This is a genomic window from Stutzerimonas stutzeri (assembly GCF_000935215.1).
In the GTDB taxonomy this organism is placed as follows: Bacteria; Pseudomonadota; Gammaproteobacteria; order Pseudomonadales; family Pseudomonadaceae; genus Stutzerimonas.
In genome coordinates this window covers 11,858-26,796 of sequence record NZ_JXXD01000027.1, presented here as the reverse complement: position 1 = coordinate 26,796, position 14,939 = coordinate 11,858, and the positions used below count along the sequence as shown (strand labels likewise).

Annotated in this window: 15 protein-coding genes; 12 read left to right on the top strand and 3 right to left on the bottom strand. The window is 63.6% G+C overall.

Features of this window, described 5'->3' with window-relative positions:
• Positions 1-218 precede the first annotated feature (218 nt).
• Positions 219-989 carry a MetQ/NlpA family ABC transporter substrate-binding protein gene (locus tag LO50_RS04325; protein WP_044314223.1) on the top strand — a complete coding sequence of 257 codons (771 nt, stop codon included), beginning with the start codon at positions 219-221 and terminating at the stop codon, positions 987-989.
• 206 nt (positions 990-1,195) lie between these two features.
• On the opposite strand, the gene LO50_RS04320 is transcribed toward LO50_RS04325, so the two are convergent.
• Positions 1,196-2,179: a zinc-dependent alcohol dehydrogenase family protein gene (locus LO50_RS04320; protein WP_044314222.1), complete on the bottom strand. Its 984-nt coding sequence runs from the start codon at positions 2,177-2,179 to the stop codon at positions 1,196-1,198.
• A 96-nt stretch (positions 2,180-2,275) separates the two neighbouring features.
• Here LO50_RS04320 and LO50_RS04315 point away from each other — a divergent pair, with 96 nt between their 5' ends.
• Positions 2,276-2,701, top strand: a complete 426-nt coding sequence (locus LO50_RS04315) for a VOC family protein (protein WP_044314221.1) — start codon at positions 2,276-2,278, stop codon at positions 2,699-2,701.
• A 6-nt stretch (positions 2,702-2,707) separates the two neighbouring features.
• Here LO50_RS04315 and LO50_RS04310 read toward each other — a convergent pair whose 3' ends face one another.
• Positions 2,708-3,244 carry a gamma carbonic anhydrase family protein gene (locus LO50_RS04310; protein WP_044314220.1) on the bottom strand — a complete coding sequence of 179 codons (537 nt, stop codon included), beginning with the start codon at positions 3,242-3,244 and terminating at the stop codon, positions 2,708-2,710.
• Positions 3,245-3,502: 258 nt separating this feature from the next.
• On the opposite strand from LO50_RS04310, the gene prlC reads away from it, so the two are divergent.
• From prlC to LO50_RS04295, 3 genes are read left to right on the top strand one after another with little or no spacing between them, the layout of a single operon-like run.
• Positions 3,503-5,554, top strand: coding sequence for an oligopeptidase A (gene prlC, locus LO50_RS04305; protein WP_044314219.1), 2,052 nt, complete (start codon positions 3,503-3,505; stop codon positions 5,552-5,554).
• Positions 5,551-5,829, top strand: coding sequence for a YheV family putative zinc ribbon protein (locus LO50_RS04300; protein WP_023445743.1), 279 nt, complete (start codon positions 5,551-5,553; stop codon positions 5,827-5,829). The genes prlC and LO50_RS04300 overlap by 4 nt, the downstream gene beginning before the upstream one ends.
• A gap of 5 nt (positions 5,830-5,834) precedes the next feature.
• Positions 5,835-6,614 carry a DUF1835 domain-containing protein gene (locus LO50_RS04295; RefSeq protein WP_044314218.1) on the top strand — a complete coding sequence of 260 codons (780 nt, stop codon included), beginning with the start codon at positions 5,835-5,837 and terminating at the stop codon, positions 6,612-6,614.
• A gap of 94 nt (positions 6,615-6,708) precedes the next feature.
• On the opposite strand, the gene LO50_RS04290 is transcribed toward LO50_RS04295, so the two are convergent.
• Positions 6,709-7,779 carry an acyltransferase family protein gene (locus LO50_RS04290; RefSeq protein ID WP_044314217.1) on the bottom strand — a complete coding sequence of 357 codons (1,071 nt, stop codon included), beginning with the start codon at positions 7,777-7,779 and terminating at the stop codon, positions 6,709-6,711.
• Positions 7,780-8,078: 299 nt separating this feature from the next.
• Here LO50_RS04290 and LO50_RS04285 point away from each other — a divergent pair, with 299 nt between their 5' ends.
• The 7 genes from LO50_RS04285 to LO50_RS04255 all read left to right on the top strand — a co-directional run bounded on the left by LO50_RS04285 (position 8,079) and on the right by LO50_RS04255 (position 14,939).
• Positions 8,079-9,143 (top strand): PA0069 family radical SAM protein, encoded by a 1,065-nt coding sequence (locus LO50_RS04285; RefSeq protein ID WP_044314216.1) that lies wholly within the window; start codon positions 8,079-8,081, stop codon positions 9,141-9,143.
• A 167-nt stretch (positions 9,144-9,310) separates the two neighbouring features.
• Entirely contained in the window at positions 9,311-9,898 is a 588-nt protein-coding gene (locus LO50_RS04280) for a glutathione S-transferase family protein (protein WP_014822207.1), read from the top strand.
• A 204-nt stretch (positions 9,899-10,102) separates the two neighbouring features.
• On the top strand, positions 10,103-10,396 hold the full coding sequence (locus LO50_RS04275) for a hypothetical protein (RefSeq protein ID WP_014822208.1): 294 nt from the start codon (positions 10,103-10,105) through the stop codon (positions 10,394-10,396).
• 202 nt (positions 10,397-10,598) lie between these two features.
• The gene (coxB, locus tag LO50_RS04270) at positions 10,599-11,732 is read left to right on the top strand and encodes a cytochrome c oxidase subunit II (protein ID WP_044314215.1); all 1,134 of its coding nucleotides are present in this window, start codon (positions 10,599-10,601) and stop codon (positions 11,730-11,732) included.
• Between the two features lie 12 nt (positions 11,733-11,744).
• Complete coding sequence (ctaD, locus tag LO50_RS04265; protein ID WP_003303652.1) at positions 11,745-13,382, top strand: cytochrome c oxidase subunit I; 1,638 nt, start codon at positions 11,745-11,747, stop codon at positions 13,380-13,382.
• Between the two features lie 88 nt (positions 13,383-13,470).
• On the top strand, positions 13,471-14,046 hold the full coding sequence (locus LO50_RS04260) for a cytochrome c oxidase assembly protein (RefSeq protein ID WP_014822211.1): 576 nt from the start codon (positions 13,471-13,473) through the stop codon (positions 14,044-14,046).
• Positions 14,043-14,939: a cytochrome c oxidase subunit 3 gene (locus LO50_RS04255; protein ID WP_023445734.1), complete on the top strand. Its 897-nt coding sequence runs from the start codon at positions 14,043-14,045 to the stop codon at positions 14,937-14,939. The genes LO50_RS04260 and LO50_RS04255 overlap by 4 nt, the downstream gene beginning before the upstream one ends.

Here is a 14,939-nt window from a genome sequence, read left to right as displayed (position 1 = left end):
ACGACCAGGGGGAGTAACAGCCAAAGGCTGGCCCGAAGGGCGAGTGCAACGAGTCAAAACAGGCGAGGACGCGGAGTTTAGTACTCTAAATGAGCAGTCCGACTGAGCTCGCACCCGAGCCTGTTTTTAACGCAGTATTACCAACGCAGCTAGTTTTTCGACGGCTTGCTAGGGCGAGCGAAATTCGCACCCCGATCTACCTCTGAAGGAACCGAACGATGAAGAAACTGATTGTCGCCCTGGCCGCCGTTGCCGCGTTTTCCGCGCAGGCCGAAACCCTGACCGTGGCCGCCACCGCCGTGCCACACGCCGAGCTGCTGGAGTTCGTCAAGCCGCAGCTGGCCGAGCAAGGCGTGGAGCTGAACGTGAAGGTCTTCACCGACTACGTGCAGCCGAACATCCAGGTCGCCGAGAAGCGCCTGGACGCCAATTTCTTCCAGCACCAGCCGTACCTGGATGAGTTCAACAAGGGCAAGGGCACCGATCTGGTCAGCGTTGCCGGTGTGCACATCGAGCCCTTCGGTGCCTACTCGAGCAAGGTCAAGTCGCTGGACGAGCTGCCCAGTGGCGCCACCGTGGTCATTCCCAACGACGCCACCAACGGCGGCCGCGCGCTGCTGCTGCTGGCCAAGGCAGGCGTGATCACGCTGAAAGATGGTGCCGGCATCACCGCCACGCCGAAGGACATCGCCGAAAACCCGAAGAACATCAAGGTGCGTGAGCTGGAAGCCGCGACCCTGCCGCGCGTGCTGACCCAGGTCGACTTGGCGCTGATCAACACCAACTACGCGCTGGAGGCCAAGCTGAACCCGACCCAGGACGCCCTGGTCATCGAAGGCAGCGACTCGCCCTACGTGAACATCCTGGTTGCCCGTCCGGACAACAAGGACAGCGACGCCATGCAGAAACTGGCCGCCGCACTGCACAGCGAAGAAGTGCGCAAGTTCATCGAGGAAAAGTACAAGGGTGCCGTCGTTCCGGCCTTCTGACCGTGACCGCGTTGCGCTGAACAAACCCCGCCTCGGCGGGGTTTTTCGTTTTTTGGCCGTAGGGTGGATGTCGCCTTTTACAACCACCGAGCCCCCGCTCGGCTAACCCGTGGTTCCCCACCCCGTGGATCGATAAAGCGCGATCCACCCTACGACCAAGCCATATCAGGACGCGGGCCCACGAAATGGCTCGCGCAGCATGCTCTTCACGGCACCAGCACTGCCGCGCCCTGGAAGCGTCCATGGCGCAGATCGTCCAGCGCCTGGTTGGCCTGTTCCAGCGGATAGGCATGGGTTTCGGTATGAATGCCGACCTGCGCGGCGACCGGGAAGAAGTCCAGGCCGTCCTGACGGGTCAGGTTGGCCACCGAAACCAGCTCGCGCTCCTGCCAGAGGATGTCGTAGGGGAAGCTCGGAATGTCGCTCATGTGGATGCCGGCACAGACCACCCGGCCGCCCTTGCGCACGGCTCGCAGCGCCGCCGGCACCAGCTCACCGGCCGGTGCATAGATGATCGCCGCATCCAGCGGCACCGGTGGCAGCTCCCCTGAATCCCCGGCCCAAACCGCACCCAGCGAACGAGCGAAATCCTGCGCGGCCACATCGCCCGGGCGGCTGAAGGCATACACGTCGCGCCCCTGCCAACGCGCCACCTGCATGACGATATGTGCCGCGGCGCCGAAACCGTACAGCCCGAGACGTTTGCCATCACCGGCCTTGACCAGCGAACGCCAGCCGATCAGCCCAGCGCAGAGCAGCGGCGCCAGTGCCACGGCATCGCCCTCCTCGCCGAGGGCAAAGGCGAAGCGCGCGTCGGCCACCACGTATTCGGCATAACCGCCCGGCCGCGTGTAGCCGGTGAACTGCGGCGCATCGCAGAGGTTTTCCTCGGCGTGCTGGCAATAGCTGCAGGTGCCGCAGGTATGCCCGAGCCAGGGAATGCCGACCCGCTGGCCTAGCTCGAAACCGCTGACGCCTTCGCCCAGCGCATCGACGCGGCCGACAATCTCGTGACCCGGGATGATCGGCAGCGGCGCCTCCGGCAACTCGCCGTCCACCACGTGCAGGTCGGTGCGACAGACGCCGCAAGCCAGTACCTTGACCCGCAGCTCCCCTGGCCCCGCTTGCGGCTCGGGCAGTTCGCGCAGCTGCAGCGGTTGGCCAATCTGTTCCAGCAACATGGCGCGCATCGACGGCTCTCCTTTCGTCTCTGTTCTGCTGAGCGTAGGCCGATCGGTGGAAAAAGGCTCTAGACTCGAAGCGTCCCATGCTCAGGAGTGCCATCTATGACGCTTTCGCCCTTCCACCTCGCCATTCCCGTCCACGATCTGGCCGCCGCCCGCACCTTCTACGGCGAGGCGTTCGGCTGCGCCGAGGGCCGCAGCAGCGAGCACTGGGTGGATTTCGATTTCTTCGGCCACCAGCTGGTGATCCACGAAGCACCGAAGATGCCGCATCAGGAGGCGGCGCATAGCAACCCGGTGGACGGCCACGACGTGCCGGTGCCGCACTTCGGTGTGGTGCTTGGCTGGGAGCAATGGGAGGCACTGGCCGAGCGGCTGAAGGCGCGCGGCACGCGCTTCGTCATCGAGCCCTACGTGCGCTTCCAGGGCCAGGTCGGCGAACAGGCAACGATGTTCCTGCTCGACCCCTGCGGCAATGCGCTGGAGTTCAAGGCATTCAAGGACATGAGTCAGCTGTTCGCCAAGTGAGCAGGATCAGCCGCGCTCAGCGATGTGCTGGTCCTTGAGCTTCACGTAGTTGCCGGCGGTGTAACTGAAGAAGCTGCGCTCCTTTTCGGTCAGCGGACGGGCCTGCTTTACCGGGCTGCCAACGTAGAGATAGCCGCTTTCCAACGTCTTGCCCGGCGGCACCAGGCTGCCGGCGCCGATAATCACTTCATCCTCGACCACCGCGCCGTCCATCACGATCGAGCCCATACCGACCAGGATGCGATTGCCCAGGGTGCAGCCGTGCAGCGTGACCTTGTGGCCGACGGTGACTTCGTCGCCGATGCTCAGCGGAAAGCCGTCCGGGTTGTACGACCCGGCGTGGGTGATGTGCAGCACGCTGCCGTCCTGGATGCTCGAGCGCGCGCCGATGCGGATGCGGTGCATGTCGCCGCGGATCACCGTCAGCGGCCAGACCGAACTGTCGGCACCGATCTCGACATCGCCGATGACCACGGCGGAGTCGTCGACGAACACGCGCTCGCCCAATTGTGGAGTGCTGTTTTGGAAGCTGCGTATCGCCACGATAGAAACCTCTTTGGCTGCGGGGAGGTGCGATTGTAATTAAGATGGCCGGCATTGCCGCGGTAAACCAGGCCTGAGCAGCATGCCGCCTGGCGTGGTCAGAGTTAACTACCGGCTGCTTGCCCGGCGGCGCGTTTCGTCGCCCGGCGTTGAAAAAGCGCGGCAGCGCGTCCATCTAGGACATCTGCCTGCGCGCTGGCCTGTCCAGCCTCACTCAAGTAAGCGGCCTGCAATCCCTTTCGTCACAAGGTGTCCCCCGTGAGCGCGAACAATCCCCTGCTGCAAGATTTCGATCTGCCACCCTACTCCGAGATCCGCCCGGAGCACGTCGAGCCGGCCATCGACACCATCCTCGGCGACAACCGCGTGGCGATCCAGGAACTGCTTAGCCGCCCGGCCGACAGCCTGGACTGGCAGACCCTGGTGGTCGGCCTCGACGAACTGAACGACCGTCTGGGCCGCGCCTGGGGCCCGGTCGGCCATTTGAACTCGGTGTGCAACAGCCCGGAGCTGCGTACCGCCTATGAGGCCTGCCTGCCCAAGCTGTCGGCCTACTACACCGAACTCGGACAGAACCGCGACCTGTTCGAGGCCTACCAGGCATTGGCCGCGAGCCCCGCGGCGGCTGGCTTCGAGGTGGCGCAGAAGACCATCCTCGAGCATTCGCTGCGTGACTTCCGCCTGTCCGGCATCGACCTGCCGCCGGTCGAGCAGCAACGCTTCGGCGCCATCCAGATGAAGCTCGCGGAGCTGGGCAGCAAATTCTCCAACCAGCTGCTGGACGCCACCCAGGGCTGGACCCGGCACATCACCGACGAAAGCCTGCTGGCCGGTATCACCGATTCGGCCAAGGCACAGATGGCCGAGGCAGCCAAGGCGAAGGATCTCGACGGCTGGCTGATCAGTCTGGAATTCCCCAGCTACTACGCGGTGATGACCTACGCCGACAACCGCGACCTGCGCGAGGAGGTCTACGCCGCCTACTGCACCCGCGCCTCGGACCAGGGCCCGAATGCCGGGCAGTTCGACAACGGCCCGGTAATGGCCGAGATCCTCGAGCTGCGCCACGAGCTGGCCGGGCTGCTCGGCTACGGCAACTTCGCCGAGCTGTCGCTGGCGACCAAGATGGCCGAATCCACCGAGCAGGTGCTGAGTTTCCTGCGTGACCTGGCGGTGCGCAGCAAGCCGTTCGCCGAGCGCGACCTGGCCGAACTGCGCGCCTTCGCCGCCGAGCAGGGCCTGGACGATCTGCAGAGCTGGGACCTCGGCTACTACGCCGAGAAGCTGCGCCAGCAGCGCTACAGCCTGAACCAGGAAGAACTGCGCGCCTACTTCCCGATCGACAAGGTGCTGTCCGGGCTGTTCTGTATCGTCCAGCGCCTGTACGGCATCGAGATTCATGAGCTGGAAGGCTTCGACGGCTGGCATCCGGAAGTGCGTCTGTTCGAGATCACCGAGAACGGCCAGCACGTCGGGCGCTTCTTCTTCGACCTCTATGCGCGGCCGAACAAGCGCGGCGGCGCCTGGATGGATGGCGCCCGCGACAAGCGCCGTACCGCCGCTGGCACGCTGCAGACACCGGTGGCCAACCTGGTCTGCAACTTCACCCCGCCGGTGGGTGAGCGCCCGGCGCTGCTGACCCACGATGAAGTCACCACGCTGTTCCACGAATTCGGCCATGGCCTGCACCACCTGCTGACCCAGGTCGAGCACGCCGGCGCCTCGGGCATCAATGGCGTGGCCTGGGATGCCGTGGAGCTGCCGAGCCAGTTCATGGAGAACTGGTGCTGGGACCCCGAAGGCCTGGCGCACATCTCCGGCCACTACCAGACCGGCGAGCGCCTGCCGCAGGACAAACTGGACATGATGCTGGCGGCGAAGAACTTCCAGTCCGGCATGATGATGGCGCGCCAGCTGGAGTTCTCCCTGTTCGACTTCGAACTGCACGCCACCCACGGCGACGGCCGCAGCGTGCTGCAGGTACTCGAGCACATCCGCGACGAGGTCTCGGTGATGCGCCCGCCGGTCTACAACCGCTTCCCCAACAGCTTTGCGCATATCTTCTCTGGCGGTTACGCGGCCGGTTACTACAGCTACAAGTGGGCCGAGGTGCTGTCGTCCGATGCCTTCTCGCGCTTCGAGGAAGAAGGCGTGTTCAACTCCGAGACCGGGCGCGCCTTCCGCGAGGCGATCCTGGCCCGTGGCGGCTCCCAGGAGCCGATGGTACTGTTCGTCGATTTCCGAGGCCGCGAGCCGTCCATCGACGCCCTGCTGCGCCACCTCGGGCTGGTAGCGGAGGCCGCGGCATGAACGACGAAGTAACCCGTGTCACCACCAAGCGCTTCATCGCCGGGGCCGTGTGCCCCGCGTGCAGCGGCACGGACTGCATCAAGATGTGGGACGTCGACGGCGTGCCGCACCGCGAATGCATCGACTGCGGCTACGCCGACACGCTCAACGCCCAGGGCCAGTCGGTACCGATGGAGCTGGGCACGCGAGTCAACAAAGTCCAGCCCAAGCCGGCCAACCCGCAGGTGCAATCGGTGCAGTTCTTTCCTAATCCAAAGTTGAAGAAGCCCGAGTAGCCACTGTGCTGCACCTGACCTGCGGCGACCTGGCCGGCGACAGCGTACGTACGCTGCTGGCCAGGCTCGAGCCCGAGGTACAGGTGCGGGTGTTGCGCGACGACCTGGCTGTCGGACCGCTGAATGACGTGGATCGTGCGCCTTGCGCTGCTCGCACCGCATTCTGGGAGCAGGTCTGGCCCGCAGAGGTGGCGCCACGCCCGGTGTTCGCCGATGAGCTAGCGGCTGATGCACACTGGCTAGCCAACCTAGCCAAACAGGCTGCAGCCGTAACGGTCTGGCACGGCGACAGCGCATCCGAACAGCTACTGCTGGCTCGCATCGCCGCGCTGCTGCAGGGCTCCAGCTGCGGGTTGCACGAAGTCGCTTGCGGCACCGGAGACAGCCGCGCCGGCCAGCGCAAGGCGGTGTCCATGCATTCGCCCGAGGCACTGGCGGCGCTATACAGCCCACAGGCGGTTCCCGCGTCTCGCCAGGCTGAACTCGCTGCGGTCTGGCACGAGCAGTGCGCCAGCTCGCATGACATTCGCCGCTGGTTCGAGGGGGTGTTTCGGGGCGAGGATTATCGGCTGATCGACGCGGCGCTGGTCGCTGCAAGCCCCGACGAATTCGCTCCGCTGGCGCGTGCGATGGCCGAGGTCATGGGCCATTGCGACGGCTTCTTTCCCACGGATTTCTTCCTCTACTGGCGCGCCCGCGTACTGGCTGCCGCAGGGCGTCTGGAGGTACAGGGCGATCCAACAGCCGGTTACCGTGATCTGCAGGTGCGCCGAGTCATGAGGTGAAAGACTTCACTTCACGGCCAAGACTCGGCGCGCCCAAGCTCTAAAACAAAGAACCCGCCAAGTGGCGGGTTCCGTGTTTTTGTATCAGTCCAAATCAGCCTTCGACCTTCGGCGTCGCCCGCCCCGGCTGCGGTGGCGAAGCAAACAGGCGCTTGAGCTTCATCGCCGGCGCTTCGATCAGGTGCCAGGACAGTGCGGCGAGGATCAACGTCGGCACGAAGGCGATCAGCGTCAGACCGAGCACGCCGACCTGCGGGCCGAACAGGTAGATGGTCAGCTGCTGGAACGGGAAGGCGTAGATGTACAGGCCATAGGAAAAATCGCCGTACTTGCCGAAGCGCGAAATAAGCGGCAGCGGCGCGTAGGCCAGGTAGAGCACCAGATACGGCAACGCAATGAAGTACACCAGCGGGCCGATATCGGTACGGAAGGTCGCCACCAGTGCGGCGAACAACAACGCCGCGATCCAGCCACGCCAGGGGATGTCGTCGCGATAGAGGAACAGCGCCGCGCCGCTGTAATAGAGCAAGCCCAGCTTGAAGATGTTCTTGATGAAGTAGGACTCGATCCCCAGCTTGCCCAGCAGCCAGAAATGCCCGACGGCGAGCACGGCAATCGGCAGGAAGATCAGCCGGCGCGTGAGGAAACCGGTCAGCCCGAGAATCATCACGCCGATGTACATCAACACTTCCAGCGGCAACGTCCACAGCGAGCCATTGACCACGTCGGGGTAGACGTTGCCGATGAATACGCCGGGCAGCTCGTAGCGTGTCACCAAGAGGATGTTCTGCAGATAGGTCCAGGTGCCGTCGGCCGCGAGATACTGGCCGAGGGTCAGATGGGTGACCAGCGGCCCGATGACAAACACCGAGAGCAATACCGCGACGATCAACGCCGGAAAGATGCGCAGCGCCCGCTTGATCAGGAAGCTTTTCGGGCTGCTGCTGGCCAGCCAGGACGAGGCTATCAGATAACCGCTCATCACGAAGAAGATGCCGACGGCGATCGAGCCGCCCTTTTCGTAGCCGGTGAGCAACGTCAGGGGTTCATCTCCACGGCGGCCAACCAGCGGATAGCTGTGGGCGAACAGCACCAGCGCCGCAGCGAAGAAGCGCAGGAAGTCGAAATTATTCTCCCGGGTGTGGAAAGAGCCGGTGGGATGCATGGTCTGCTCCTGACGAGTAACGGCAGTGACTAAGAAAAGGGGCGCACGCAAGCGGTGCATGCCGGTACTGCCGGATCGGTCGCGCACCGCGCTCCGATCGTCCTTGTTGTTTGCCGGCCGCCACGACAGGCGTCGCTCGCTCGTGCAAGCGTTACCCGGTCAGCCCCTTTGTCCCGAGCGCAGCGCAAATGTTCCCGAGCCAACCGACAGGCGGTAGCAGGCAGCACCGATCAGCGGCGCTGGCGCGCTGTCGTCGAGACGATTACTGTATGAATGAACAGTAATCGGACCGACACCCCATGAGCTTCCCCCGTGCCACACCACGCGGCCGCGGCACTGCGATCAACCCGGACAACCGTTTCGCGCCGACACGCAGCGAGGCGTACGACGACGGCTGGGAACAGGACGTGCCGCCGACCCGCGCCACCGAAGTGCGCCTGGAGACGGCCAAGAGCGTACTGACCCGTAACCAGTCGCCTGACGTGGGTTTCGATCGCTCGGTCAATCCCTATCGAGGCTGCGAACACGGCTGCATCTACTGCTTCGCGCGGCCCAGTCATGCCTATTGGGACCTGTCGCCGGGCATCGACTTCGAGACGCGGCTGATCGCCAAGACCAACCTCGCCGAGCGCCTCGAACAGGAACTTTCCAAGCCGGGCTACGTGCCGCAACCGATCGCCCTGGGGGTGAACACCGACGCCTATCAACCGCTGGAGCGCGAGCAGCGGCTGACGCGCCAGGCGCTGGAGATCCTGCTGCGCTTCAAGCACCCGGTGCACATCATTACCAAGGGTTCGCTGGTGCTGCGCGATCTCGATCTGCTGGTGCCGTTGGCCGAGCAGCAGCTGGTCAGCGTTTCGGTCAGCCTGACCACGCTGGACGACGAGCTGAAACGCATCATGGAGCCGCGCGCGGCCTCACCCTCGGCGCGGCTGCGGGTGTTGCGCACCCTGCATGAGGCTGGCGTGCCGGTCAGCGTGATGTGCGCGCCGATGATTCCGATGATCAACGACATGGAGCTTGAGCACTTGCTCGAAGCCGCCCGCGAGGCCGGTGCGCGCTCGGCCGGCTATGTGCTGCTGCGCCTGCCCCACGAAGTGGCGACGCTGTTCGATGAATGGCTGCAGGAGCATTTTCCGCAGCGTGCCGCTCATGTCATGAGCCTGGTGCGCCAGTCACGCGGCGGCAAGGAGTACGACAGCCGCTTTGGCAGCCGCATGCGCGGCGAGGGCCAATTCGCCGAGCTGCTCGGCCAGCGCTTTCAGCTGGCTTGCCGACGTCTGGGCTACAACCGCCGCGAGCAGAACTTCGGCCTGGATTGCAGCCGCTTCGCGCCGCCAGGTCAGCAGATGAACTTGCTTTAAACGCCAGCTTTTAACCTTGACCGAACGCGCATAAGCAAGCAGCAGCGTTGTTTCGGTGGATTTTGGATAACCCGAATGTGCGAATACAGCGGCGCTGGGCTAGCCTGAATTGTCTGGCCGCCACGCTCGAAGACGGTGGCCGATCTGACTTCGGAGGAAATATCGCGATGCCTGGCAATTTGAAGCTGTACCACGCTCCTGGCTCTTTTTCGTCGCGCATTGTCTGGCTTCTGGAAGAGCTGGGCGCTGATTATGAGCTTCAGGTCGTAAGTGATCCGAACGTGGGCGATGGCGAAGCGGACCCCCGTAATCCTCACCCGCACGGCTTTACTCCGGCGCTGGAGCATGGCGGCCAGGTGATCAGCGAGACCGGAGCCGTTGCGCTGTATCTCACGGACCTATTTCCACAATCCAGGATTGGCGTGCCGGTCGGCGACCCCCTGCGGGCGCGCTATATAACCTGGCTGTTCTATCAGGTCGGGTTGACCGAACCGTTGATTTACATGAAGGGCAACCAGGCCTTGGAGCGAGATGCGGCCATGGCACGCCTTTACCAAGCGATGATGAGCCATATCGAGGAGGCTTTGGGTCACGGCCCGTACATTCTCGGCGAGCGCTTCACAGCAGTGGATATCCTCTATATGAGCCTATTCGAGCACGCCCGCCCGCTGCTGGGTGAAAGCGCAGTGATCGATGTTTATCTGAGCCGAGCGGACCGTCCCGCACGACGCCGCGCGAAAGCTAAAGCCGGCTGAAGTTGGCGCTACAGCCGCCGCGTTCCTGGGCCTGCCGACATGGAAGCCAGACGACGAACGCCGCCGATGTTTTGGCTGCGGCTACAGTTTTACAGCATCATTTTTCGCTAACGTAACTGGCCGCGATTTTCAAAGCACTGCGCCCTATTGCCACGGAACTATCCCCAGCAGGCAACGTACCAATCTGAGTCCAGCGGCGCCTCCATGCGCCGCATTCTTGGTGTTGGAGGCAACGTGGAGTGGATTGATCTGGTGCAATGGCCCGCCATGGTGGTCACGGTAATCGCTGCGTGGCTCATCGGCTCCCTGCAACCACGTCGACGTACCGTCGGCTTCTGGTGCTTCTTGTTGAGTAACGTTCTGTGGGTGGTATGGGGCTGGTACGCCGGTGCCTGGGCGCTGATTACGCTGCAGGTATGTCTGGCGCTGATGAACATTCGTGGCGTGAAGAAAAACGACCATCCCGATGACGTCAAGGCGGGGGCGAGCGCTATGTAAAATTGCCAGGTTGCAATCGCTGTCTATACTCCGTTCGTAAGCGTACTGATGGACTCCGACTGCGCATACAGAGCAAGGGCTGGCAACCAGGAATTGGGGGAGGCCAGATCCAAGCGTGGTCAAACCGCAGAAGCGAGCAAGCTCCTTTGTGCGGCCAGACAAGCGGTCGGCGGGATAACAAGAATCATAAGGGGAACCCGCAATGTCTCGACATCCATGCATCTGGATGGGGCTTGGGCTTTCGGCAATATTTGGCCAGGCCCAGGCGGCCTGGGACGTGAACATGCGCTCCGGCGCCACCGACGTCAGCCGTTCGGTGTTCGATCTGCACATGACGATCTTCTGGATCTGTGTGGTCATCGGCGTGCTGGTATTCGGCGTGATGATCTGGTCGATGGTCGCGCACCGCCGCTCCAAGCGTCAGCATTCCGCTCACTTCCACGAAAACACCCGCGTCGAGGTGCTCTGGACGGTCATCCCGCTACTGATCCTGGTGGGCATGGCAGTCCCGGCGACGCGCACGCTGATCCACATCTACGACTCCAGCGAATCGGACGTCGATGTGCAGATCACCGGCTATCAGTGGAAGTGGCACTACAAGTACTTGGGCGAGGACGTGGAGTTCTTCAGCAACCTCACCACGCCGCGCGAGCAGATCAACAACCAGGCGCCCAAGGGTGAAAACTACCTGCTGGAAGTCGACGAGCCGCTGGTGATTCCCGCCGGCGCCAAGGTGCGCTTCCTGATCACTGCGGCCGACGTGATCCACTCCTGGTGGGTGCCGGATCTGGCGGTGAAGAAGGACGCCATCCCCGGCTTCATCAACGAATCCTGGACCCGCGTCGAAGAGCCCGGCATCTACCGCGGCCAGTGCACCGAACTGTGCGGCAAGGACCATGGCTTCATGCCGGTGGTGGTCGAGGTCAAGTCAGCCGAGGACTACGCCGCCTGGCTCGGCGAGAAGAAAGCAGAGGCCGCCAAGGTGGCTGAACTGACCAGCAAGGACTGGACGCTGGCGGAACTCACTGAACGCGGCGAGAAGATCTACCAGACCTCGTGCGCGTCCTGTCACCAGGTCGGCGGCGAAGGCATCCCGCCGATGTTCCCGGCCCTCAAGGGCTCGGCTATCGCCACCGGCGATATCGAGGCGCACATCAACATCGTCGTCAACGGCAAGCCGGGCACCGCCATGGCGGCCTTCGGCAAGCAGCTGTCGGAAGTCGACCTGGCCGCGGTCATCACCTACGAGCGCAACGCCTGGGGCAACGAGACCGGCGAAATGGTCACGCCGAAAGACGTGCTCGACTTCAAACAGGCCGAAGAAGCCACCCAGTAAGAGGATTCGGTGATGAGTGCAGTGATCGACGATCATGGTCATGCCGGACATGACCACCACCACGGCCCGGCCAAGGGTCTCTCGCGCTGGCTGCTGACCACCAACCACAAGGACATCGGTTCGATGTACCTGTGGTTCAGCTTCTGCGCCTTCCTGCTCGGCGGCTCGATGGCCATGGTCATCCGCGCCGAGCTGTTCCAGCCGGGCCTGCAGATCGTGCAGCCGGAATTCTTCAACCAGATGACCACCATGCACGGCCTGATCATGGTCTTCGGCGCGGTGATGCCGGCCTTCGTCGGCCTGGCCAACTGGATGATCCCGCTGATGATCGGCGCGCCGGACATGGCCCTGCCGCGGATGAACAACTTCAGCTTCTGGCTGCTGCCGGCAGCCTTCGGCCTGCTGGTCTCGACGTTGTTCATGGAGGGTGGCGGGCCTAACTTCGGCTGGACCTTCTATGCGCCGCTGTCGACCACCTACGCGCCGGAATCGGTGACCTTCTTCATCTTCGCCATCCACTTGATGGGCATCAGCTCGATCATGGGGGCGATCAACGTGATCGCCACCATCCTCAACCTGCGTGCGCCAGGCATGACCCTGATGAAGATGCCGCTGTTCGTCTGGACCTGGCTGATCACCGCCTTCCTCTTGATCGCAGTGATGCCGGTGCTGGCGGGAGTGGTGACCATGATGCTGATGGACATCCACTTCGGCACCAGCTTCTTCAGCGCGGCCGGTGGCGGCGACCCGGTGCTGTTCCAGCACGTGTTCTGGTTCTTCGGCCATCCCGAGGTGTACATCATGATCCTGCCGGCCTTCGGCGCGGTCAGCTCGATCATCCCGGCGTTCAGCCGCAAGCCGCTGTTCGGCTACACCTCGATGGTCTACGCCACCGGGGCGATCGCGTTCCTCTCCTTCATCGTCTGGGCGCACCACATGTTCACCGTCGGCATCCCGCTGACCGGCGAGCTGTTCTTCATGTACGCCACCATGCTGATCGCCGTGCCCACCGGGGTGAAGGTGTTCAACTGGGTGTCGACGATGTGGCGCGGCTCACTGACCTTCGAGGCGCCGATGCTGTTCGCCGTGGCCTTCGTCATCCTCTTCACCATCGGCGGTTTCTCCGGGCTGATGCTGGCCATCGCCCCGGCGGACTTCCAGTACCACGACACCTACTTCGTGGTGGCGCACTTCCACTACGTGTTGGTTCCGGGAGCGATCTTCGGCATCTTCGCCTCGGCCTACTACTGGCTGCCCAAGTGGACCGGGCACATGTACGACGAGACCCTGGCCAAGCTGCATTTCTGGATGAGCTTCATCGGCATGAACCTGGCGTTCTTTCCGATGCACTTCGTCGGCCTGGCCGGCATGCCGCGGCGCATCCCCGACTACAACATGATGTTCGCCAACTTCAACATGGTCTCCAGCGTCGGCGCCTTTATGTTCGGCGCCACCCAGCTGCTGTTCCTGTTCATCGTCATCAAGTGCATTCGCGGCGGCGTACCGGCACCAGCCAAGCCCTGGGACGGCGCCGAGGGGCTGGAATGGAGCGTGCCGTCGCCGGCGCCCTACCACACCTTCCAGACACCACCGGACATGAGCGATGTGCACGAGCACCGTAAGGGCACCGGCGGGGAGCTGACGCCGTGAGCAGGCAACAGGGCGTCGCTGGCAGGCCCGGCCGGGTCTGCCAGGTCGACCGCGAAAAGGCCCGCTCCCACCAAGCGGGGAGGCTCTCATGAACGAGTCCCTGCCCACCCGGCGCCTGGTCCGCCGCCTGCTGTTCGTCGTGGTCGGCATGTTCGGTTTCGGCTTCTTGCTGGTGCCGATCTACGACGTCATGTGCCAGGCCTTCGGCATCAACGGCAAGACTGCCGGTGCCTACACCGGCGTGCAGAGCGCAGATGAAGCTCGCGCGGTGCGGGTGCAGTTTCTCGCCACCAACGCCGCCGGCATGCTTTGGGAATTCGGCCCGCTGGCCGACCAGCTCAGCGTGCACCCGGGCGCCAGCCAGGAGATTCGTTTCGTCGCCTACAACCCGACCGACAAGCCGATGACCGCGCAGGCGATCCCCAGCGTCTCGCCGTCGCGGGCGGCGGCCTACTTCCACAAGACCGAATGCTTCTGCTTCACCCAGCAGGTGCTGCAACCGGGCGAGCGCATCGAAATGCCGGTGCGCTTCATCGTCGATCGCGACCTGCCCGCCGACGTGCACAACCTGACCCTTGCCTACACGCTGTTCGACATCACGTCCCGCCAGCCGCCGGTGGCCGTCAACGCCACATCGGCCCCGGCCAAGGAGAGTCTGCAATGAGCCAACAGACCACCCACGAGCAGTATTACGTTCCTGATCAGAGCAAATGGCCGATCATCGCCACCATCGCCCTGCTGGTCACCTTCTACGGACTGGGTAGCTGGTTCAACGACCTGAAAGCCGGGCGTGACGAGTCCAGCGGGCCGATGATCTTCTTCGTCGGCGCGCTGCTGATCGCCTACATGATGTTCGGCTGGTTCGGCGCTGTGGTGAAGGAAAGCCGCGCCGGGCTGTACAGCGCACAGATGGACCGCTCGTTCCGCTGGGGCATGAGCTGGTTCATCTTCTCGGAGGTGATGTTCTTCCTCGCCTTCTTCGGCGCGCTGTTCTACATCCGCTACTGGGCCGGCCCCTGGCTGGCTGGCGAAGGCGACAAGGGCATCAGCAACATGCTCTGGCCCGGCTTCGAATACACCTGGCCGCTGCTCAACACCCCAGATCCCAAGCTCTATCCGGCACCGGAAGGCACCATCAGTGCCTGGGGCCTACCGCTGATCAACACCATCCTGCTGGTCAGCTCCAGCTTCACCCTGACCTGGGCGCACCACGCGCTGCGCAAGAACAATCGCCAGCACCTGAAGATTGGCCTGGCGCTGACCGTGCTGCTCGGCGCCGCGTTCCTGGTCCTGCAGATCGAGGAGTACGTGCATGCCTACACCGAACTGGGGCTGACCCTGGGCTCGGGCATCTATGGCGCAACCTTCTTCATGCTCACCGGCTTTCACGGCGCCCACGTGACCATGGGCGCGATCATCCTCACGGTGATGCTGGTGCGCATCCTGCGCGGGCATTTCAGCCCGGAACAGCACTTCGGTTTCGAGGCAGCGGCCTGGTACTGGCACTTCGTCGACGTGGTGTGGATCGCGCTGTTCGTCTTCGTCTATGTGATCTAG